Here is a 22,554-nt window from a genome sequence, read left to right on the forward strand (position 1 = left end):
GAGTCGCTGCTACGGATTCAAGTGGGCCGGTGAAGGGCCCGGATCTCTTTCGAGTTCGACGGTGTACAGGGGCTCCTCCTCCATCTCCAGGAGGCGCGTCGACTCAGTCGTCGCAATCCGGTATTGACGGCCGACGCGTATGACGGAACAGGGGAAGGCGCTTTCACGGACCAGTCGGCGTCGGTGAAGCTGAGCTGCCTGACACCTGGGCGTTTCACCGCCGCCTGGTACGACGCCGTAGTGGCAGAGCGCCGATGGGTCGCCTTCGCCTGGAGCGTCGGGCATGCCCGACGACTTCGTTCGGCCTGAGGCGATCGGTCAGGCTATCGAGTACTTCCTCTCCCCACTGTGTTGTGGATGCCTGGACGTGTGGTGACGCGTTCAGATCGGCCGCCCCTCCAGGACGGATAACCTCCGGTTCGAAGTCTGTGTGCGGTGCCGAGTGGTCGGTGAGTCTGCCCGTCATCGCGCGGTGGTCCTCCCCCGCGATCTCCTCCAAGTAGGCGGAAGGAGCAGCCTCTCGTGCTGCCGCGCGGGCGAAGTGCCAGCCGCTGCCGCATGCTGTTCTGATCAAAGCCTCGACCGGGCACGGTGATTCGGGATCCATGGTCCGCAGTTCTTCCAGCAGAGCAAGGGCCATCTCCGCCTCTACGCCGGATCGGTCGATGTGCACCCGATCGCAGATTCGATAGGCCGTGCCGCTCAACCGTGGTGGGGCCAACCAGATCGCCAGGAGCTGCCAGGGACCCTGCAGTGTGACTTCAGCGCCGGCCGCTCGGAGTGTCTGCTGCCACACCGTTGTGGCGATCTGTGCGTCGGCGTTTGGACCGTACAGCGCGTCATGGGCTCCGGGGGGACACGACTGGATCGGTTCGCCGTTCTTCTCTGTGGTGGCAGTCGGTAGTACTCCTTCGTTGAAGTGAGGATTCTCGAAGTGGCGGATGACTGCGGCGAACGCACCGCGGGACAGCGGACAGTTCATTACTGTTCTCCCTCGGCATCCGGGAGTGACCCGGATGCCGATGAGTAGGGATGTGGTCACAGTGCCGAGGTGTCTCAGCCGGTCTTCGACGGCGGAACCGACGCCGCGGCCGGCGGCGTCGTGACGCTCTGGGGCTGTCCCTTGCGCGCGGTTCGGCGCTCGGTGGGAGGGAAGCCTCCGGACTGCAAGAGACGGCTTCCCCGGCGGCTGTGCTGACGGTTGGTCATGGGTGTGACCTTTCGATGGGTGGGGGCCGACATCGCCTTGCGCGGCGAGCGGCTGACGCCATCGTGCCCGGCCGGCGTGGAGTGCCGTGGCCCCGAATCTGAGGGAGATCTGAGCCTGATCTGAAGTCGTGCACGGGCCCGAGGGTGTAGAAGGTGCTCCGGACACGCGCAGAATCAGGAGTGCCGTTCAGGTGGCGGTGACTGCTTGAGGTGTGTGGGAGGGGAAAGAGCGTGGAGGGGCGCGTACTCGGCCTGATCCGTGTAGAAGGATCAAACGGTGAAGGGATTTCCGGCGCTGGGAAGGCGGCTGCGCTGTTCGGACTACTGGTGACATCGCCAGGGTGCCGGTGTACAACCGGGGAAGTCTCCGAGGCTCTTTGGGCCGGCACGAGATATTCGCGGGACCGCGTGTATCGGGTCATGTCGGATCTGAGAGAGGAGTTGGGGGAGCGAGTCGTCCCGCGGATCAAGTCGGGGATCTGTTCGATTGTCATTCCGGATGAGAGTGTCGATCTTTTTCGTTTTCGTGCAGGGGTGCGGAAGGCCGCTCGCCTTCCGCCGGTGGAAAAGTTCGAGCAACTGTGTGCCGCGTTGGAGGAATGGTCCGATAGTGAGCCGTTGTGCGGATTGCCAGATGAAACGTTCGGGACGCGAAAGTCTGACTTGCGAGAGGAATGGATGGATGCTGTCCATTCCCAGTTGGAGGCGGCACTGGAGGCCGATGAAGAGAAATGGCTGCGTGCGGAGACGGCGAAACTTTTTGAACGCATACCGGAGCGAGACTGGATCTTTGGGTTCTATCTGGCTGTCCATGGCCGGGAGTTGGGGCACGTGGCGCGGGAAAGACTGATCAAGCGGTGGGTGAAGCGCTACGGGGCTCCTGACCCGAACTCCGACCTGCAGGACGTCATCTACGAGCTGCGTGGTACTCCGCGTCGTACACGCGGAACGTCCCTTCGGCCTGTTCCGAACCAGTTACCCCCGGGCAAGCTGAGACCCTTCGGGCGTGACGCGTTGATTCGTGATCTCCAAGAGGTCGTGAAGGAGCGACAAGATGCGAACAGGCCGACGTTGATCGTGCTCAGGGGGCTGGCCGGCATCGGGAAGAGCACGGTGGCACTCCGGCTGGCGGACGCATTGCGGGACAGATTCCCGGACGGGGTTCTTCATAACAATCTCCGAGGATTCGCCGGCGGCGATGTGACGCCTGCCGACCCCGAGGAGATTCTGGACCAGTTCCTGGCGGCCTTGTCGCCTCGTACCCGTGCGACGGGCCTGGACGGCAAGAGCGCCGCCCTGCGTACGGTGCTGGCCGACAGGTCGGTGCTCATGGTGCTCGACGACGCGGTGAATGCCGCGCAGGTTCGTCCGTTGTTGCCAGGCTGCGGCGCCAGCGCGGTGATCGTTACGAGCCGCAAGGCCCTCGGGGAACTGGGCGCCGGGCAGGACGCGCACTTCTGCACGGTGGGCTCGCTGGGCGACGACGCCGCCGCCGCAATTCTTCTGGAGCGCCTTCACGCACCGGAACAGGAAGCCCGTCGCTATTTCGTCAGCGAACTGGTCGAGTTGTGTGATCGTCACCCGCTGGCACTCACGGTGGTCGCCCGGCGGCTCGAGCACCGCTCGCTACAGGGCATCAGCGCCCTCGTGCGCGACCTCAGGGAGGAGAAGGACAAACTGGATGTCCTGCATTTCCCCGAAGAGGATTTGTCAGTGCGGATGGCGCTGGCCTGCTCCGAACGTGCGCTGTCCGATGCGGCACGCCGTCTTCTATGGCAGTTGGCAGTTCACCCCGGCCCCAGTATCTGTTGGGACGCCGTTATGGACCTCGACCCGGCAGGTGAGCCGACCCGTGCCGACCGGGCCGTGGAGGAACTCGTGGCAGCCAGTCTGGTGGAGTTCCGATCGGACCGCTACAGCCTTCACGACCTGGTACGCGCCTTCGCGCGCCACGAGATCGATCCAGGCGTCGACGGGCCACGGAGGGATTTCGAAGAGGCCACTGTACGGCAGGTCCTGGAACACCAGTTGCAGAATGTCCGAGCCTGCGACAGGCTGCTCGACCGGTATCGGACACTTCCTGTCGGTGACCCGGACGCAGTGCGCGTGTGCGTGCCCGAAAACCTCGCACATGCCATGACCCTGCTGGACGCCGAGTACGACGCCGTCCAGCTTGGTATTCAACTGGCCTACCAAAAGGGGCTGGAGCTCTACACATGGCTGCTGCCGATGGCGTTGGTCACCTATCAGTGGTGCCGCCACCGCCTGGGCGACGCGCTGCGCGGGCTGGCGTCTGCCAGAGAGGCGGCCGAGGGCGTTGCTGCTCCCGTGGACTGTGCCATGGTCTACCGCATGCTGGCCGGCACTCACTGGCGGCTGGAAGAGTTCGAGATGGCCGCGGCTCAATTGCAGCGGGCTGTACTGCTGAGCAGGCAGGACGACAGTGAGAGCGGTCGGCTGAGCCTTGCCCGTTCCCTTCACACGCTCGCCCTCACTCTCCGCAAGCAGGGGAATGGAGCAGCGGCGGAGGGACACCACAGAGAGGCTCTGGAGCTGTACCGGATGCTGCCCGACCCCAGTGGCGAGGCGGCGGCGCTGAACGGCATCGGCACCCTTCATCACGACCGAGGGGAGGACGACGAAGCGCTCCGTCTGTGCGAGGAAGCCCTTCGCGTGGTCGGGGCGGCTGATCCGAGGGGCAAGGCTGACGTGCTGTACACCCTCGCTGAGATCCGTCTCTCCCGTTCCGAGCGGACCGAGGCGCTCAACCTGTACCGGCAGGCGTATGAGATCTTCCGCGAACTGGAACATTGGCATGACGAGAGCAAGCTCCTGTGGCGCTACGCCGATGCCTTGGTGGCGGTCGGCCGCTCGCACGAGGCGGTGCAAGCTCTGGAACGAGTCCTCGTGCTGCGCGAGCGCATGGGCGGCGACGGCACGCGGGAGGTACGGGACCGCCTGGAGAAGTTGCGGTGAGGCGGTCTCTCCTCTGTCGGCGGAGCGCCGTGAACACTTCACATGGCGAGCGAAGCGAATTCGTCCTGGAGCGTGGCGAGAAGGCTTGGGCCCGGGACTGCCTGTTCCGGAATGGCACGTCCCGATCACCTGTTGTACGAGGGCAAGTCTCGCAGGATGAGCTGAGCCCGGAACAGGTGACGGCGGCCGGGGCTTCCTTGGTGAGGGTGGAGTCGGCGAGTTGTGCATCCACCGAAAATCGGAGCGAGCCGTGGCGAACGAGGTTGTCGGCGGGCTCGTGACCGGGCCCGCCGGGGGGACATGGGTATGGGCTCACGTGATGTGGAGGTCCGGTGTGTCCAGTGGAGCTGGAGCGTTCATGATGTGATCGCTCCGAGGTCGAACGAGAGCTGTACAGCTCCGTCGTCATCGTCCGGCTCTGATGGTTGGTCCTGGGTGGTCGGGAGGACGTACTCGGAGGCCTTGCGGGCCAGGTGGAGGGGGAGAGGCAGAGCGAGCAGAGGATCACGACCGGGAGACTGGCGCAGCCGATGAGTGAGAGCCGCCCATAGTTCGGGATCGTCTTCGGGGCCGCTTGCGGCGACGGTGATCTCCAGAAAGGCGGGGTTCCAGGCCAATTTGCCGGTGTCGATGGTGATGCCGGTCTTCTCACCGTGAGCGTAAGAGCGCAGAGCCCAGCGCGATGCCTTGACGGATACCCCTGAACCGGGGCCCGCTTTCTCGCTCGTGCTGCCGAACACCCGATGCCGTTGGTCGCAGCCGGGTGGCTTCCACAGGCCGGTCGGGATGCCGAACCTCCTGTTCTTCGTGCCGGTGTCGGCCTCGGCGTCCTCCCCGTGGCCCCACCATTGGGGTGTTTCAGTGCCGGAATGGTCCCGGACACGGACCACGCGGAGGCCGGGGCCTTGAAGGGCGACTCGCTGCGCCTGTTGGCCGTGCAGTTGGATCACATCCGGCTGAATGTGGCTGTTCTGCAACCACGGCCACAGTTGCCGGGTGTTCTGCGCGTGAAGCAGTAGAAGTGTGGAGCGGTCGCGTAGGTTGAACAGGATCTCCTGGATCGTGGACGCCAGAGCACTGCGGCGCCGTTCGATACGACTGCCCGGGGCCGTGCCACCCTCGAAGCCGGTGTCTTCTTCTGCGTCGTCCAGGTTGCCCGGCTCGGACGGATCATCCGTGTTCCACTCGGAAGACTCCACGCTGTCCTCCGCCGTGGGCAGTTCGGCGGATTCCGCCAGGCGAATCAGAAGCTCGGCGTACGGCACCCATGCGCCAGACCGGTAGTCCCAGCCGGTGATCCGTTCGATGGCAGGCGCGGTGGGGCGGATGCGTACGGCGATCGGCACGAGGTCTGCCTGCCGGGTCGGTCCATCGCGCCGCCGTCTCACCAGCCACAGTGCTGCGTACTGCATATCGTCCGGGACGACCGGGCCGAGACGGTGGTCGGGCACGGCGCGATGGCCGAGTTGGCGCAGGCCGTCCATCCAACAGGCCTCGAACTTCTTCGCCCGAGTCGTCTCGGCGTTCGAGAATCTGGAGGCCGCTAGCCGGGGATTCACCACGAACTGCGTCACCCGTCCGGCGTCTCTGAATCCCAACCGCAGGGCGAACTTGGGGTCGGCCGAGCGTGGTGAGTACGCGTCCTTGTGGTGGATCTCGACAAGTGCCAGCGTGACCCGGTTTTTGGCCGGAGCCTCGGGCAGCCGACGCACGACCTGCTCACGGCGAGCCGCGAGAGCGGTGCGCAGCACGCTGGTCCGCACATGGCCGTCGGCAGGGAATGACAGGCCGTCGGCGAGTTCACCGACGGCGGTCAGGTGTAGCTCTACCGTCAGCTCGGGAGTTTGCCAGGAGAGGGTCTCGTCTGTTCCGTCCCCTGTCTGGCCCTGCCGTGTGACGTCCACCTTCTCCGGGAGGCCGAGCACGGTCCGGAGGGCGAGCACGCCGGCATCCCGGTTGGGCTGGGTGAGCCAGAGGAACTCCAGTCGCAATGGCTCGCCTTCGAGGGCGCCGGCCACTTCTCGGCGCAGGGCCGCAGTCTCCTCCGCGTCCCGGGCCTCGGGCCCCTTCTGACTCTTCCGCGTGCTTCGTCGCGAGTTCAGGTAGCGGTCCGCCCGTACCTGGTCGGGTGCCCGGACCAGGCCTTCGGGCAGTGCCTGTTCGAACCACTCCATAAGCGGTACACGGTCGCCCGGCATGAGCCCAGGTTTTACGCCGTGGGAGCCCATCGACGTGCTGTGCACCACCGCGGCGGCGACAGGCCCCGTCCGTTCCAGCCAGTCCACCGGGCTGCGCAGGAGCTCGCCCGGTTCCGGGAGCGGCCGACGGAGTCGTAACCGGGTGAGCATGCCGTTCGGGCCACCGGACTCCCAGATCCGGGCGCCGACTGTGTGGTCGTAAGCGAGGCGTCCCACGGAGAAGCGGGCGGCGGGCCGGCCTTCCTGACCGTCACCGATCCATGGGGCGTCTGCGAGCAGATAGACGGACGCCGCTCGACGGGGCGGGAGGTACAGGCCGTTTCGGCCGGTACGAGTCGCCCATCGCCGGACTCCGGAGCGCACATGGATCTGGGGGGCCGGGGAGAAGGGGACGGTCTGGAGTGTCACGGTCAGCAGCGCCGAGAACCACCAGACCGTTCCGTTCTGGTCGTCGTAACGATCGGGAGGCCAGGAGAGCAGTTCGGCGCCCCGGTCGGAGGGTCGACGAGCCACCCCGCGAAAGGTGAGAGAGCCGCCCTGGTAGGTGAACGGGTCCGGACGTCCCAGCACCATGTCGGCGATCGCGTCGGGCAACAGCTGGTAGAGCCGGTCCTCCGGAACGGCCGTGCCGCTCGGCGTCGTGGTCCTGGAGAGCATGGGGACATCCTGTTTCTCCCATTGCAGTTCGCCGAACCGCAGATCACGTAGCGCTTTGCGTACCTCCAGGCGATGCTCGGGTTCTGGCCGCAGGTCCTGTACCCAGGTGGTCAGCAATGCTGAAAGGACGTCCTGGGGAATCGGTGTGCGGGCATAGAGCCAAGGCTCGTCCCGGGTGACGTCGATCCATTTCGCCACCGACACCACTTCGGGGGCCAGTGCCTGGAGGAGTGCGTTCAAGCGTCCGACCGGCACGGCGTGGCAGGTGCCCGGTCTCCGCAGTCCCAGCCGGTACAGATCGAGGAGACGCTTGCGATGGAATTCGGGAAGGGACAACGTTTGGTAAGCGACGGTCCAAGCGGCCTCTGCGACTGGGGTGTAGCGGGCGAGGCGGATGGCGTCGTAGCGGATCATGCGGCTCCTCGAGTGGTGCGGCGCGGAGCATCCGGCCGGTACGGAGGGAGGTTTCCCAGTGCCTGGTAGAGGGGCTCGTAGAGCATTTTCACCAAATGCCGGTCGGCCGGTGTGTGCGGACCGTCCTCGTCGAAATACGGGGCAAGGACATGGAGCAGGCTGGCGAGCAGACCGGTGCGGAAGTCGTCGGGCCCTCGGCCGGCGGCCTCCCGCTCAGCGAATCGGGAATCCACGAAGACCACGCGGGCCGGGACCCCACCACGTACCAGACGCCCGATGACCTGCCACATCACCACGAGCCGATCCCAGGTGAAGGCGACCTTGTCCTCGTCGTTCAGCTCCCGCCAGGCCATCCTGCGAGTCAGCAGGTGCTTCCAACGGATCCGGGCCTCGCGGCGGAATGACCGTCCCGCGGTGTCGAGATCGGGAGCGGAGGCGACCAGCCTGTCGAATTCGCCGTTGGCCATCAGACGCATGGCCCAGCTGTTGATGCCCTGGACCGCGATACCGATATCGTACGGGCGGGGATGGGGGCGGGCGAGGAAGAGTACCGAGCCGATGGCCGCCTGACCGGCGTCGTTGAGAATGTTGTGGCCCCGTTCCACGGACATGAGCGGGGCGATGAGGATCTGGGCGTCCATGGTCCCGAAGGCTGAGACATCGCCGCGACGCAGCGTCATGGACTGGGCTGACGCGAGGGGCTCACCCGGGTCGACGCCGCCGAAGGACACCTCCAACTCGGCGTCGTCCGGGATGAGTCTGCACACCCTGCCCTTCCAACGAGGGATGCCTTCGAGGACCTCGAAGGCCCGGCGGGCCTCGTCGTAGGAGCCGACGAGAAGCAGGAGGCGCTTCCGGCGGGTGCTTGGGATCAGTCTCAGTTCTTCCTCAAGCGTGCTCTCGAACTGCCCCTCACGGGGGCGGGCAAGCCCGTCGAGCATCAGCTCGAGGACCTTGGGACGCAGGTCGGGGCGGGTGCCGGAGAGGTGTAGGGGGCGCCCATCAGGTCCAGGGACGAAGACCTTGCGGAAAGTGGTCTGAAGCAGTGCGCGGTGCTCCTTGGGCGAAATCTTCAGAATGGCCCTGACCGGGGCGAGCACGTGTGCTCCCGCCGCCGTACCGGCCCAACTGGTCCCAGACATAAGGAGTACGTGAGCAGTCGGGCTGCCGTCGAGTGCGGTGATCCGGTGCAGCCCGGTGAGCAAGGCGCGACCCACGCCGGTGCAGCGAAAGAACCGGAGTTCGGCTCCTGCGGAGCCTCTCGTGGCGTCCAGATTCTCGGTGAGAAGCTGAAACCCCAGAATGTTGCCCATGGGGGACTCTGGAAGGAGCGGGCCGTAATCGAGCGGCGGCCGACGCGCGAGTTGGTTGTCGGTCGATTCCAGGTTGAGCGCGGTCTCCACTGTCGGCCACAACTCTGTGATGACATCGAGGCGTTGTTGCAGGATGCAAACCAGCACGGTGAATTCGAAACGCAGGGTCCTGCGGCGCATTTCCGCGTCGGTTCCGGGAGCGAGCCCTGAGAGCCGGGTGAGCGTGGCGCCGGCCTGGAGGCGGGTGGTCTCCTCATCCAAAGTGTGGAGAAGCGCGCGGGCCAGGGCGACCAGGTCGGTGAGTTCCGGATCATCCGTCCCCTCCCCGCCGAGGGGGTCGTCCCGGAAGGTGTCCAGCATCTCCGTGACGGCGGTGCGCCTCGCGTCGGCCGCGTCCTCGGGTTCCCCCACGGTCCCGGACTCCGTACCGGGATCGTCGTCCGGCTGCTCGTCGAGATCGGCCTCCTCGCGGGACTCCTCCTCGAAGTCGATGTCGGGCTCGTCGTCCTGGTCCGGGGCGTCGGGGGCAGACGGCTTCGGGAACCAATCGTCGAGCAACTTCTGCTGCAGTGTCCATGAGCTGAAGTAGTCGTCCCTGATCCATCGTTGCAAGCTGGAGTGACGCATCAGCATCGAGTACAGCCTGTTGGTGGCGGCGATCGAGGCGGTCAGGGACGAGGACCAGCGGTCCACGTCCGCGTCGGACAGCTGAAGGCGTCCGTATCGCGCGAACTCGTCGGTGGTGTGGGTCTGGAGTTCGTCCAGCCACGAATCCGGGGACCGCCCGACCAGGGTCGCCGAGGGCACGAACATGGTGTCCAGCTGCATCTGTACCCGGTCGGCCTCGTCCACGATGATCAGGTCGCTGCGGACGCAGGCGACCTCCAGGAACCGGGCTCGCTCCCGATTCTGGTGTCGGGGTGTCAGCCCGTAGACGAGACTCGCGGGGTTGGCCACCCAGATGTCGGCGTCGACCAGATCGTGGGCACCACGATGACGAGGACACGCGCCCCACAAGGGGCAGCCTTCCGCAGTGCCCATCCGGTCATGGTCTGCGTCGTCCGGAGCGGCTGTGGGCGAGCTCGTGGGAGCGTGTTCGGCGCCGTCCGGCGGTACGTCATCCTGCGCCCGGCCCTCCTTGCGGGTATTCGCGGGGTAGAGGCGGGTGCAGGGGGAGTCGGCGATGTCGAGTGGCTCCAACGCCTCCCTGCCGCGCAGAGCGTCAAGGGGGCAAGCGGTGCTCAGGTAGGTGAATTGCCGGGCCTCGTGGCTGAGCAGGGAGCCTGCGCCCGCGCTGGTGAGCCTGCGGTGCATACGCTGGATGTTCCGAGTCCGGGTGGACGTACCCAGGACTGGTGCGACCTTCAGTTCCAGGCGGCGGAACAGCTCCACCAACCTCATCTGTTCGGCGACGTCGCCCACGACGATGGTGACTCTGCGCCCCTGCCGGACGGTCTCCACGGTGAGTACGTCGCGCAGCGTGCTCTTGCCGGCGCCGACCATGCCCACCAGATGGAAGAGGCCCGATACGGACAGCGTGTCCTTCTCGCCGAGCGAGCCGAAGGCCGATCGCGCGGAGTCGAGTACGTCCAACTCGATACGCCGTACGCGCTGGACCCAGGACTTGCGGGGGTCCGTGACGAGCAGTTTCCGGTCCATCCACTCGGCGGTCGCCTTCAGCTGGGCCAGGGTCGTCTCGATCGGCTCTGCCGTGCCGGGAGAGGGAACGAGGACGTGTGGGCGAGCCGTGGTTACGGGCAGATGCCGGGGAAGGCGTACGGACGTGATGAGCTTGCCCTGCGGAAAGCGGTACGACCTCCCGGGCCGGGCGAGCGCCAGCCGTGGCCGACGGTAGAAGCGAGGGGCGGAGGTGAGGGCCTTCTCGTACAGCTCCCAGCGCTCGGCCAGGACGGAGACCTTTTCCCGGACCGCGGTCGTGTGGATGTCGGTGAGCCGGTAGCCGCGTACCTCGGTGGGGAAGGAGGCGTACAGCCGCAGAGCACGCTCCCAGGTGCGGGGACGCCGCAGCGGCCACAGCAGGTGTCTTGCGACCTTGAGTATCCGCTCGCGCTCCGCGGTCCTTTCCTGCGCGAGGGCGAACGGGTAGCCACCCAGCAGGGTCCACGCGGCGATCGCCGGCTCGCCGGGGCACAGTCGCTCCAGCAGGTAGAGGCCGAGCTCGACACGGAGGAGGCGAGGGGCACGAGACGGGCCCGCTTCCACCGGCCAGGCAGCACGGATCCGGTCGGCGTGCCCAGAGCCCCAGAATGTACGGTCGCGCATCAGAACAGTCCCTCGGCCGGTTCGTCGCTCGTGGTGTCGACGCCGGGCAGCCCGGCCCCGGCAGCCTTGCGTACGGTGTCGATGAGTTCCCTGTCACTGATGAGGGCCGGTGACCGGGTCGGCCGGTAGCGCTCGAAGACCGCGCGGTACGTCGGCTGCTCGCGCAGCCGGGCGGCCGGGATAACCCAGAAGCACCGGTCGTACGAAGGGCCGGACAAAGGTGGAGCGGCCCGGCGGCCCAGCAGCGCCGCGCTCGTCCAGTCCTTGTGCTCGACCGCCAACGTGGACCCGTCCGTCAGCCGCACGCGCATGCCGTATGCGCCGAAGTCGGGCCACAGCTCCACGTCCGCGCCGCACTTGACCAGCCGGCGTGCCAGCCGTTCCTCCAGGATTCCGGGGGCTGCCACCCACTGGCGCAACGGCCCGATCAGGAGGTGCACGCCTCCGTCGTCGTCGGCTCTGAATTCCCGACCTGGCCGGACGGAATCCCGGTCCTGGCACGAACGTCGCTCGCACCACATTCCGCCCTCGGTCGTCGGATGCAACAGGGTGCGGCAGCGGCCGCAGGCCGTGTAGATCCTGCGCTTGCGGTCGAGGTAGGACGCCGGAGCCGGCTGATAGATGTCGTGGAGCAGTTCTCCGAGAGGCCCCAGGAGGCCGCCGTCGGCGCTGGGGAGAGTGACGAGATCGCGATACGTCAGGACCGGGCGTCGGATCAAGAGGCTTCGGAATGCCTGATATGCCTCGGGGTACTCCTCTTCCCGGCAGCGCGTGGCCGCCGTGCTCATGAAGGGCCGTTCGGAGAGCGCGGTGGATTCCTCCGAGTCGACGGCCCATTCGTAGCAGAGCTGGGTCGGCCGGCGGGTCGCCTTGTCGAGCAGCAGGGATCCCGGCCGGACCGCGTCGGCGGGCAGGGTGAACGTCCAGTCGTCGATGGGGCGCAGAGCCGCCCAGTCGACCAGTGCGGGGAGGCTCTCGGGTGGGGCGGCCTTCAGCAGGAGGCAAGCCAGAACGATGTCGTTCAGAGCCTGCTGTGCTTCCTCGGGATAAGGGCGGCTCAGCGACTCCGTACCCGTGGTCTCGGCAAGGCGGACCATGGCGGTGGCAACTCCACGAAGCAGGCGGATGCCTTCCGACTCCGCCCATGGCGTGGGGTGCACAGCCTGGGTCTGGTGCATCTCAGCCTTTCGGCGCGCTGGAGGTGGGGGCGGCGGTGTCCGTGGGCGGAGCCGGGCGGCACCAGACGGCCATTTCGCAGCTTCGGCAGTGGCGGCCGGGACGGACCGGGGCGTCAGTATCTGCGTGCCAGTCGGTGACCAGTTCGTGAATGGCCCGACGGGCGGCAGCGCGATTCTCAGGGGTGAGGGGGTCGATGATCACGAGCCGTGCGCCGGCTGGACCCAGGACCTCCAACTCCACACGGGCGGCCGAGGCGTCGTCGTTGAGGACGGGGCTGGTGCTGAGGAGCACGGCGAGCGCGAGTTGGGGTCGTGCGCGGAAGATGTCGGCGTCCTCGGGCGGCGGGTCGCGCCGCGCGTCCGTCTTCGTCTCCCGGTAGACCCAGGAGGGGCCGTCCCGGTAGATCATGTCCGGCTTGGCGAGTACGAGGACGTCGGCCGAGGTGTCATGCAGGACGAGCGTTCGCTCGTGCACGACTTCGTGCACCGTGGACAACTTGTACGGACAGTGGCGAGCATGCGCGGCGATCATCCGTGCCCCGAGTTCCGCTTGTTCCTCCGGCACGGTCCAGCGGCCGGCTGACCAGGGCGACCGGCCGTCCGGTGCGTACTCGGCCAGGCAGGCGGTCCGGGGATTGGTTTCGTGACGACGTTGGATCCACTCGTGCACCGCATGGCCTCGGATGACATGCGGGGGCAGTGCGCGGCCCTCGGGGTCGGGCAGGCGAAGGCGCCGCAGGTGCTCGCGGGCCGGACATTTTTCGTCGTGCCCCGGACGACCCATATAGGAGCGCCCGTTGGTGACAGACCAGATACGGCGCGGCTTCGTCCGGTCCTCGATGCCCAATATTCCGCCGATTCGACTCAACGCGGGGCAGCCGGGAGCGTACTTACAGTCCTCGCAGTCGAAGCCGGGAAGAAACCCACCGCCGCCGACGGTCTTGGTCAGCTCAGGAGCACCGTACGTCGTATAGCGCTGCGCGACTTCCTCGGGGCTTTCGCGGAGCAGTTCGAGACGTTTCCCGTCGAGGCAGCTCACCTCGGTGATCCGTACTTCATCAGGATCTCGCCAAGCGGCCTCTCCGACGTCGTGGACCGGTTCGGCGCCGTGACTCCATTGGCGAGGGGCGGGCAAGCGGTACGGCTTGCCGCAGCTGACGACATGGGCGGCCGCGGCCAGGTCCGCGCGCTCCTCCGGGCCGACGTCGGCAGGTCTCGTACGGTCCGCTGAGCCCACGTAGCGGGCGACCGGCACGCACAACTCGCGGACTCGCCCGTCTGCGGAGCCGTAGGGGCGGCCCCAGACACATTGCTCGTAGCGCTTCGCGCCGCGGGCATCGGCCCTTTCCAGAGCTGTGACGACGACCCAGGAGCAGTCCACGGGCAGGAGCCCGGGGGGCCTGCCCTCCAAGTACCGATCGACCGCGAACCGAGTCCAGGCGGCGAGTCCTGGATTTGCCGCCGGCTGTTCGTGCGTGGCTGCCAGGGCCTGGTGGAGGGCTTCCTCGGGCTGAAGCCCCCGGTACTCGATCAGGTCGAGCGCGGTCCCCATGGGTCCGAGGCTGAACGTCTCTCTCCGGTCAGGCTTGTAGGCGGGCAGGGGGCCCCGGGGAAGCCGGAACCCGGTACGCGCCTTGAGGGCCTTTTTGTATGGGCAGTGGCCACTGTCCTGGCGTAAGGAAGAGGCCGCGAACACGCGGATCAGTCTGTTGGAGGTGGGCCAAGTGCTTTCGGGGGGTGGGGTCCATGCTGCCATGAGTCCTCCGCTGTGTCGGCCTTGATGGAATGCATCCATGGGAGCATCCCTTGTGAATATGGTCAACAGACACGTTTGAGTGATGTTTATTAACGAGTGACGCGCTAAGGTTCCTCGGAGATCTTGCGTGAGGAGGGCGGGATGGTGAACGAACCCACAGTCACGGCAGCCGAGATCGCCCGGATCGCGGGGGTCGGTCCTGCGGCTGTGAGCAACTGGCGCCGGAGATACGCGGAGTTTCCCACCCCTGTGGGCGGTACGGCGGGGAGTCCCCGGTTTCTGCTCTCGGAGGTGGTGAATTGGCTGGAAGAGCGCGGCCGGTCGGTTCGCATCACGCCGGCCGACGAGGCGTGGCGGGCGATGGAAGCAGTGCGGGACCCGGGGCGCCCGGGCGCGGTACTGGTGTCGGCCGGGTTCCGACTGCTCGGCGAGGAGCCATGTCGGCGCCAAGCGGGAGCGGAGGACGGTGCGCTCCCTCTGCCTTCCGCTCTGGGTGCCCACATCGATGGCCTGCGGAGGGAACTCGGTGCCGCTGAGGCCTTCGAGCAACTCCTCCGCCGTTGGACGGAGGCTCACGCACGCCAGATTGCAGTGACACCGCCTCCGGTGGCGGCCTTGATGTGTGCGTTGGCCGGTTCGACGGACGGTGAAGCGCCGGTGTCCGTACTCGACCCGGCGTGTGGCACCGGTGGTCTGCTCCTCCAGGCCGCGGAGAGCGGGACGACCGCCCTGCTCGGCCAGGACCTCGACCGCGACCTCGCCGAGATCGCCGCCGTCCGGCTCAGGCTTCACGGATACGACGTGTCCGTGAAGCCCGGCGATTCCCTGCTGGGGGACGCCCACGCCATCTCGCGTGTGCAGGGCGTCGTGTGCGACCTTCCCTCCGGCCAACGGGACTGGGGTCGAGCCGAACTCGGCTACGACACCCGGTGGACCCATGGTCTACCGCCGAAGGGAGAGCCGGAACTCGCTTGGCTTCAGCACGCTCTGGCACATCTCGACGACGGCGGCCGCGCTGTCCTCCTCATACCGGCGGGTGTGGCCGCAAGGCCCTCGGGGCGCCGTATCCGGGCGGAACTGCTGCGGCGCGGCACCCTTCGGGCGGTCGTGGCTCTACCCTCCTGGGCCTCCAGGGCTCCGGGCACCCATCTCTGGATCGTCGAGCGCTCTCGGGCAGGGGCGCCACCGGAGGATGTGCTGTTCGTCGACGCGGATATGTTCGTCGGCCCGGATGCGGAGCGGCCAGGCACCAGGACGGACTGGGAGAAGGTACAGGCGGCGGTCACTTCGGTGTGGCGCCGGTTCCGTGCGGGAGCGGATCTCGATGCCGACTTCGCCAGCAGGGTGCCGATCACCGTGCTTCTCCGTGACGACGTGGATGTCACGCCGGCGCTGCATGTGCGTACCGAATCCGGCGGCGCCATCGATATGACGCGATGGGAGGAGGAGCGTTCCGGGTGGCTGCGCTTGCTGAACGGGCTGCCGAGCACGCTGCCCGTCGTACGGGAGACGCCCATGCCGCCGACCGGTCCGGGCGAGGGTGGCACCTCGCCTCGTGTCTCGCTGGACGAGCTCATTCGGTCCGGTGCTCTCAGCACATGGCGGGGCTCGACACCCCAGCACACGATCGACGGCACGACGGTGAGGGCGCCTCTGCTCGCACTGGACGACGGGCTGTCCCGTTCCGGGCCGAGCGGTTACACCTACGTTGTCGAGAGTGAGCGGCTTCGCGAGGGAGACGTTCTGGTCTTTGCGGCCGCACCGGAGAGCGCGCGTCCCGCCGACCCATGGGAGTACGGCGCCGCGGTCGGGCCGGGAGTCACCGTCCTGCGTTCCGAACGGACTGTGCTGGACCCCTGGTTCCTGGCCGGGACGATGACCGGCGGCGCGGGTCCCGGACGCTTCGACGCTTCGGCGGTCACCGCCGGTCGCCGGAGCCGCCTGGACACAGGACGCCTTTTCCTGCCGGTGCGGTCACCGGAGGAACAGCAGAGGATCGGCCAGGGGTTCCGGGACATCGCCCGATTCGAGGAGTCCCTCGCCGCAGTCGTCGACCAGGGACGCAGCATCGCCCGGCAATTGGCCGAGGCGCTGGCGGCGGGGCTGGTCGACCCGATCGATGACAGACGGAGATGAGATGGCGTGGGTAAATGCTGCCGGTAGGTTCGAGATTCGCGCCGGGCGGGTCCTGAGATCCCGCTATCGGCTGGACAGCCCTATGGGGAATGGGGGCATGGGGACGGTCTGGCAGGCGTACGACCAGTTGCTCAGTCGAAGGGTGGCGGTGAAGTTCCTGACTCCCGATCCGGTCGCCACGCCTGAACATCGCAGCGAGACAGTCAGGCGTTTCCAGCAGGAGGCCGGAGTCACCGCGCGGTTCACGCACATCGGAGTGCCGGCGGTGCATGACTGCGGTGAGGAGGGCGGGAACTTCTACCTCGTGATGGAGTTCGTATCCGGGATGTGTCTGGACGACCTGATCGAGGAGTGCGGCGTACTTGAACTCCCCGTAGCCGTCAGTGTCATCGTGCCGCTCTGTAATGTCCTCGCCGAGGCGCATCGCGAGGGCATCGTGCACCGCGATGTGAAACCGTCCAATGTGATGGTCTCCGAGGAGGGTTACACGAAACTCCTGGACTTTGGCATCGCCCGGGTGCCAGGAGCCATGGGTGACACCCGACTGACGAGAACGGGTGGCACTCCTGGCAGCCCGCTCTACATGTCTCCGGAGCAGTTCCAGGGCGGGGAGATCACCGCCCGGTCGGACCTCTACAACCTCGGCTGCCTGCTGTACGAGATGCTCACGGGGCACCGCGTCCTCCAGGATGAGCAGGATCTCTGGGAACGGCGGAGGCTGGGCCGGGGCACCCATGCGTCGTTGGGCGCTCTCACCGTCGGACTCCCTGATGAGGTGTTGGACCTGGTCGATCGGCTGCTCGCGGTGGATCCCGCGCGTCGCCCAGCCACTGCGGACGAGGTCAATCGTGTCCTGCGGGCCTACCTGCCTTCCGCAGGCGACCCGCCTCCGGCGGGGCTTCTGCCGTGCGATCCGACCCGGCCGTTCCGCGCGCTCTTCGCTCCCGAGGAGCCCCGCATCCTCTTCGCTGTCGAACCGTCCTCCGCTCCGCAGACGTTCCGTCCGCGGGCCGACGTCAAGGATCTCCACCACGAGGTTCGGAACCTGCTTGGGGAGGACCCGGGCAAGGCGGTCGACCTGCTCACCGAAGGTCTCCCCGTTTTCGGAAAGCAGTACGGCTTGAGATCCCCTGAAGTCCTGGATCTGCGCGTCGACTTGGCGGAGGCTCTGGTCGCCTGTCACGACGACGACAAAGCACGAGTCGTGTGCGTGGAGATCCGGGAAGACACTCTCGGTGTGGAGGTGCTCGCGGTCCATCACGCACGAGCGGAGGGGATTCTCAAGATGCTCGATTCCGAGGAGCGAGGAGCCCAGATGACACCGCGCAGTTGACTGTTCCGTCTGTTGATCCGCCCGGGCCCCGTCGCCATCCTCGAACCGGTCGAGAAGGGTCACCGATCTTCGGTCGAGTCTCGGGAAGTGTCAATGGCGGGCTTCCGCGCCCCGCGGGCCCCCGTCACGACCCACCGGCACCGACGTGCGAACACCCCGCCCGCGCCTTCCCCCGAAGGAGCGGGCGGTTCGTGTCGCCCGGTGGGGGTGGGTCAGACCCGTACCCCGAACATGAACGGTCCGCCGATCGTGTCCATCGACTCGTAGCGCACGACCGTGCCCGTGCGTGGGGCGTGGAGGATTTGGCCGTTGCCGGCGTAGAGGCCGACGTGGTGGAGGTCGTTGAAGAAGAAGACCAGGTCGCCGACCTGGAGCTGGCTTCGGGTGAGGCGGGTGCCGATGCCCGCCTGTTCCTCGGAGGTGCGCGGTATGTGGACGCTGGCTTGCGCGTAGGCCCAGGAGGTCAGGCCCGAGCAGTCGTAGGAGGCGGTGCCGGTGGCGCCGCGGAAGTAGGGCTTGCCGAGCTGGGTCTGGGCGGCGGCGAAAGCGGCGGCGGCCCGGCCCGAGGCGGAGTTCTCGTTGCCGAGCTGCACCCGTTCGGTGGCGGAGCGGCTGGCCCGGTGCTGTTCGTCGGCGAGGGCCGACTTCTCCTTGGCGGTCAGGGTGTTGAGGAGCTTCTGCGCCTCGGCGAGCTTGCCCTGCATCTCCTGCTTCTTGTGGCCCAGCTCGGTCCGGGTGCTGGCGAGGTCCTTGAGCTTCTCGGTGGCCTCGGCGCGCTGCTGGGCGAGCGTGCGCTGCTTCGCCTGGATCTTCTTCAGGGCGGAGACCTGCTGGCCGCTCAACTGGTCGAGCGTGGATGCCTTGTCCAGGAAGTCGTCCGGGTCGGAGGACAGGAAGAGCTGGACGGAGGCATCGAGGCCACCGGAGCGGTACTGCGCGCTGGCCATCGAGCCCAGGCCGTCACGCAGCTTGTTCAGCTCCTGCTGGCCGCGCGCGACGCCGTCCTGGATCGCGGAGATCTCCTTCTGGAGCTTCTGCTGCTTCTCCTTGGCACCGTTGTATTTCTCGGTCGCCTGCTCGGCCTGCTCGTAGAGCTTGTCGACCTTCGCCTTGACCTCGTCCTTGCCGGGCTTCTGGCTCGGTGCGGCGTTGGCGGCCTGCGCGCTCAGGGCCACGGCCGCGGCTGCCGCGGTGGTCAGTACGGTGACACGGGTTCGGCTGGGCTGCTTCGGTCGTCGATGGGAGGCCACAGTGGCTCACTCCTTGCTCCTTCAGCCGCCTGCCAGCACGGCGGTGGGCGGGGCCCTCCGCCGGCACTCCGTCTGAGTGACCACCGAAACGGGGGTTGGAGCATGACCTTAATGAATTTCTTACCATTGGATCAAACGTCCGGATGACTTCATGGTCGGTCATGGCGACGAAGCCGCCCGCTGCAACGAGCGGACGGCTCCATGGAATTGAGCACCCCCGGCAGTGCTGCCGACCGGCCCGTGCCTCACCTCGCGGCCGTGGTCTCCTCCGAAGCCGACGAGGCCGACGAGGCGGACGATGTCGACGAGGCCGACAACGCCGACAACGCTTCCAAGGCCGCCGCGGCCTCCGCCTGGCGCGGGCTGCGTAGACCGGTGAGGTCGTCGCGCGCGGCGAGGAGGGTCGCCCGGGCGTCCGGATGGCCCAGCGCGCTGAGGACGTGGCCCAGATCGAGGCGGGCAGGGCCGGCCCACGCGGGCATCTGGGCGGTCTCGAAGGCGGCGAGGGCCTGGCGGAGCGGGGGTTCGGCCTCGGGCCAGCGTTCCAGGGCGGCCAGGTCGTTGCCGATCTGCTGGCGGGCGACCGCGTGGTACAGCGCGATCAGCTCGTCCGTACGGCCCGGGATCCCCGAGCGGCAGATCCGCTCGCTACGGCGATGGGTTTCCAGGGCCTCCACCGGCTGACCGGCCTGACGGAGCAGGGTGCCCAGGGAGTTGAGGATCGTCAGCTCGGCCAGCCGGGCCTGCGCGGACTTCTGCGAGGCCAGGCAGTCGGCCCCCGCCCGCAGCCGCGCCTGCGCCTCCGGTACCAGGCCCTGCCGGTGCAGCGCGCCCGCGCCGTAGCCGAGTGCCCAGCCCTCCTGAAGGCCGTCCCCGCAGTCACGGGCCGCCGCCAGCGCGGCGTCCGCGGAGGTCAGCGCGTTGTGGGGGTCATGCACGCACATGTTGTAGGACCAGGCGAGGTAGTTCAGGTGGATCGCCTCGTCCCGTCTGCTGCCCAGCAGGCGCGCGGAGTCGGCGGAGCGCTGGAACACCTCCACCCACTGCTCCCAGTGCTGGTTGATGTCGGAGAACCAGTGCATGGCCTGCGCCGTGTCCAGGACCTGCTGATGACGGCCGGTCTCGTGGGCCCGGCGCAGCGCCGCCAGCCACTGGGCGCGCTCGGCCTCCAGCCAGGCCCGCGCCTCCTCCCGGCCGGCGGGGGCTCCGTCCGGGTCGGGGTCGCCGTGCGGGTCGGGGTCGCCGTGCGGGTCGGGGTCGCCGTCGTGCGCACCGCCCGGCGGGCTCCCCTCGTGCTCCACGTCGAAGTGCAGCGCGGCGGCGGTGGCCCGGCGCAGCATCCACCGTGTGGTCCGGTCGAGGGCGGCGTCGCGGATCTCGGGGCCGTCCTCGATCGCCACCTGTTCGGCCGCGTAGAGCCTGAGCAGGTCGTGGAAGCGGTACCGCTCGGCGGCGGCGCCGCTCTGGAGCAGCCCGGCGTCGGTCAGTTCCTCGGCGCAGGCGACGGCGTCGTCGTAGGACAGCCCGGCCAGGAGCGCGCCGGTCTCCGGGCTGAAGTCCGCCCCCGCGGCCAGCGCGGCGCGACGCAGGAACGTCCGTGCGTCCGTGGACAGTTGGCGGTACGAGAGGGCGAACGCGGCACGCACCCGCAGGCTTCCGGCCTGGAGGCCGTCCAGGCGGCGGCCCTCGGCGGCGAGGCGGGCGACGAGCTTGCTCAGGCGTTCGTGCGGGCGGCTGAGGAGCCGTTGCCCGGCGATCCGCACGGCCAGCGGCAGCTGGCCGCACAGGTCGGCGAGGTCGCGCGCGGCCTGGGCCTCCGCCCGCACTCGCTCCGGGCCGATGATGCGGGTCAGGAGTTCGACCGCCTCCTCGCGCCGCAGCAGGGCCAGATCGGTGCGGTGGACGGATTCCAGACCCGCCAGGGAGTGCCGGCTGGTGACGATGGTCAGCGCAGGTCCGGCGCCGGGCAGCAGCGGGCCGACCTGGGATTCGTCGACGGCGTTGTCCAGCAGCAGGAGCATCCGCCGGTCGCCGGTCAGGGAGCGCCACAGGCCCGCGCGGTCGTCGGTGCCTGCGGGTATCGCGGCGTCGGCGATGCCCAGCGCGCCCAGCAGCCGGGCGAGCGCGTCCCGGGGCGTGGTCGGCTCGGGATCCATGCCGTGCAGGTCCAGCGCGAACTGCCCGTCCGGGAAGTGCGGGGCGAGCCGGTGCGCGGCGTGCACCGCGAACGCGGTTTTCCCCAGGCCGGGTTGACCGGCGACCACGCTGACCCCCGGCCGGTCGGGACCGGTGTCCCGCGCCAGCTCCAGCAGTCCGGCGAGGGCCGGGCCGCGGGCGGTGAAGTCCTTGATGTCGCGCGGCAGCGCCAGGGTGCCGGTGGCGGCCGGGCCGGTGGCGGTGCGGGGGCGCGGACGGCCCACGGCGGCGGACTTCTCCAGGTCGGCCGCCTCGGCGTCGTCCAGGCCCAGGGCCTCGGCGAGAACCTGGACCGTACGACGCTGCGGCCCCCGGGTACGCCCGCGCTCCATGTCGGCCAGGGCCCGCACGCTCACCCCGGCGGCGTGTGAGAGAGCCTCCTGGCTCAGCCCGGCGCGGGTCCGCAGATGGCGCAGCCGCTGCCCGAAGTCTCCCGTGAGAGGCGTGCCGTCGCGCACCGTCGAAGTCCCCTGACCGTCCGGCCCGTCCGGATGCGAGCCCCGGCAGAAGTATGGCGGACGACAGTTCTGCCGGTGGAACCGCATGGGACGCCGGGACCGGGGGTGGTGAACTCGACGCAGGGCACGGACCACCGAGTTCTCGGACCACGCGCACACCGGTCCCGGCGAGTTCGCGTGCACCCCGTCGCCCGGCTTCGCACACCCGCCGTACGACTTCGCGCGCATCCTGCCGCCTGACTAGCGGCCGGGCCAGGGCGAGGAGAACCACGGACCCACGGATCGCGGATCCATGGATCACAGACCCACAGATCACAGACCCGCGGATCACGCATCACGCATCACGGACCACGGATCACGAACGGCACGACCTTGGCCGGGGCCACCGCGCCTCGGTCCTTCACCACTCATCGGGGGAATCTCCATGAACACGCTCCACCGCACCGCCCTGCTCGCCGCCGCGGGCACGGCCCTCGTCCTGTCCCTCACCGCCTGCCAGGGTGACGGCGACGCCAAGTCCGCGCCCAAGTCCGGCACTTCGGCGAACGCGCAGTCGCCGAGCGGCAAGGCGACCGACGCGTCCACTACGACGGGATCGACCAACTCGGCCGGTTCGGGAAGCTCTTCGGGCTCAACCGGTTCCAACGGCAGCGGCGGCTCCACCAAGTCCTCCGGCTCGTCCGGCTCTTCCGGCTCTTCCGGCTCCGCCTCCTCCGGCGAGCAGGCGTCCGCCTCCACCCCGGTCTGCGCCGCCGGGGACCTCCGCATCACCGCCGCCACGCAGGACGGCCCGCCGTACACCCACATCGTGCTCACGGCGAAGAACACCTCCCGCCACTCCTGCCGGCTGACCGGCTTCCCGCACATCCAGTTCCTGGAGAGCCACAAGCAGGACGTGCCGGCCGTCGCCAAGAGCAAGCCGGAGGCGCCGGTCGTGCTCGCGGCCGGAGACCCGGCGTACGCCCTGGTCAAGCTGTCGGACGGCGGGCGCGAGGAGAACAACGAGCCGGTGACCGCGTTCTCCGTCATGCTCGCGGGCGACCCGACGGTCATCGCCGTCACCGCGCCCGGCAGCGAGGGCATCGCCGTCGACCCGGCGAAGGCCCTCACCGGCTACTGGACCCCCGAACTCCGCAACGGCGCGGACGACTTCTGAGCCGCGTGGCGGGCCGGGGGGCCCGTCGCGCAACCAACGGT

The 22,554-nt window shown here is 68.3% G+C and carries 10 protein-coding genes and 1 pseudogene; 4 read left to right on the forward strand and 7 right to left on the reverse strand.

The annotated features are described in order from the left end of the window. The first annotated feature begins 1,629 nt into the window (after window positions 1-1,629). The gene (locus tag CCN72_RS13105; protein WP_143664091.1) at window positions 1,630-4,185 is read left to right on the forward strand and encodes a tetratricopeptide repeat protein; all 2,556 of its coding nucleotides are present in this window, start codon (window positions 1,630-1,632) and stop codon (window positions 4,183-4,185) included. Between the two features lie 356 nt (window positions 4,186-4,541). Here the strand turns inward: CCN72_RS13105 and CCN72_RS13110 are convergent, their stop codons facing one another. The 5 genes and pseudogenes from CCN72_RS13110 to CCN72_RS13125 form a co-directional block, all read right to left on the reverse strand. Then, the gene (locus CCN72_RS13110; protein WP_086807675.1) at window positions 4,542-7,454 is read right to left on the reverse strand and encodes a pPIWI_RE module domain-containing protein; all 2,913 of its coding nucleotides are present in this window, start codon (window positions 7,452-7,454) and stop codon (window positions 4,542-4,544) included. Beyond that, window positions 7,451-10,360 (reverse strand): signal recognition particle, encoded by a 2,910-nt coding sequence (locus tag CCN72_RS13115; protein ID WP_143664092.1) that lies wholly within the window; start codon window positions 10,358-10,360, stop codon window positions 7,451-7,453. Before CCN72_RS13115 ends, CCN72_RS13110 begins: the two co-directional genes overlap by 4 nt. Window positions 10,361-10,516: 156 nt before the next feature. Further along, window positions 10,517-11,050, reverse strand: a pseudogene (locus tag CCN72_RS41675) (pPIWI_RE_Z domain-containing protein); the annotation flags it as partial. Next, on the reverse strand, window positions 11,050-12,228 hold the full coding sequence (locus tag CCN72_RS13120; RefSeq protein ID WP_086807677.1) for a pPIWI_RE_Y domain-containing protein: 1,179 nt from the start codon (window positions 12,226-12,228) through the stop codon (window positions 11,050-11,052). The pseudogene CCN72_RS41675 and the gene CCN72_RS13120, both read right to left, overlap by 1 nt. Before the next feature lies 1 nt (window position 12,229). Then, window positions 12,230-13,780: a PD-(D/E)XK nuclease family protein gene (locus CCN72_RS13125; RefSeq protein ID WP_158101347.1), complete on the reverse strand. Its 1,551-nt coding sequence runs from the start codon at window positions 13,778-13,780 to the stop codon at window positions 12,230-12,232. 345 nt (window positions 13,781-14,125) lie between these two features. Between CCN72_RS13125 and CCN72_RS13130 the strand changes: the two genes are divergently transcribed. Continuing rightward, on the forward strand, window positions 14,126-16,120 hold the full coding sequence (locus CCN72_RS13130) for an N-6 DNA methylase (protein ID WP_086807679.1): 1,995 nt from the start codon (window positions 14,126-14,128) through the stop codon (window positions 16,118-16,120). Window position 16,121: 1 nt separating this feature from the next. After that, window positions 16,122-17,453 (forward strand): serine/threonine-protein kinase, encoded by a 1,332-nt coding sequence (locus CCN72_RS13135; RefSeq protein WP_279630234.1) that lies wholly within the window; start codon window positions 16,122-16,124, stop codon window positions 17,451-17,453. Between the two features lie 212 nt (window positions 17,454-17,665). On the opposite strand, the gene CCN72_RS13140 is transcribed toward CCN72_RS13135, so the two are convergent. Next, window positions 17,666-18,703 carry a C40 family peptidase gene (locus CCN72_RS13140; protein ID WP_086807681.1) on the reverse strand — a complete coding sequence of 346 codons (1,038 nt, stop codon included), beginning with the start codon at window positions 18,701-18,703 and terminating at the stop codon, window positions 17,666-17,668. A 245-nt stretch (window positions 18,704-18,948) separates the two neighbouring features. Further along, window positions 18,949-21,357 carry an XRE family transcriptional regulator gene (locus tag CCN72_RS13145; protein WP_086807682.1) on the reverse strand — a complete coding sequence of 803 codons (2,409 nt, stop codon included), beginning with the start codon at window positions 21,355-21,357 and terminating at the stop codon, window positions 18,949-18,951. A gap of 424 nt (window positions 21,358-21,781) precedes the next feature. On the opposite strand from CCN72_RS13145, the gene CCN72_RS13150 reads away from it, so the two are divergent. Next, a complete protein-coding gene (locus tag CCN72_RS13150; protein ID WP_086807683.1) occupies window positions 21,782-22,513 on the forward strand; it encodes a DUF4232 domain-containing protein in 732 nt (243 codons plus the stop codon). Window positions 22,514-22,554: the final 41 nt, after the last annotated feature.

The sequence above is a fragment of the Streptomyces murinus genome, from assembly GCF_002154555.1.
Lineage (GTDB): Bacteria > Actinomycetota > Actinomycetes > Streptomycetales > Streptomycetaceae > Streptomyces > Streptomyces murinus.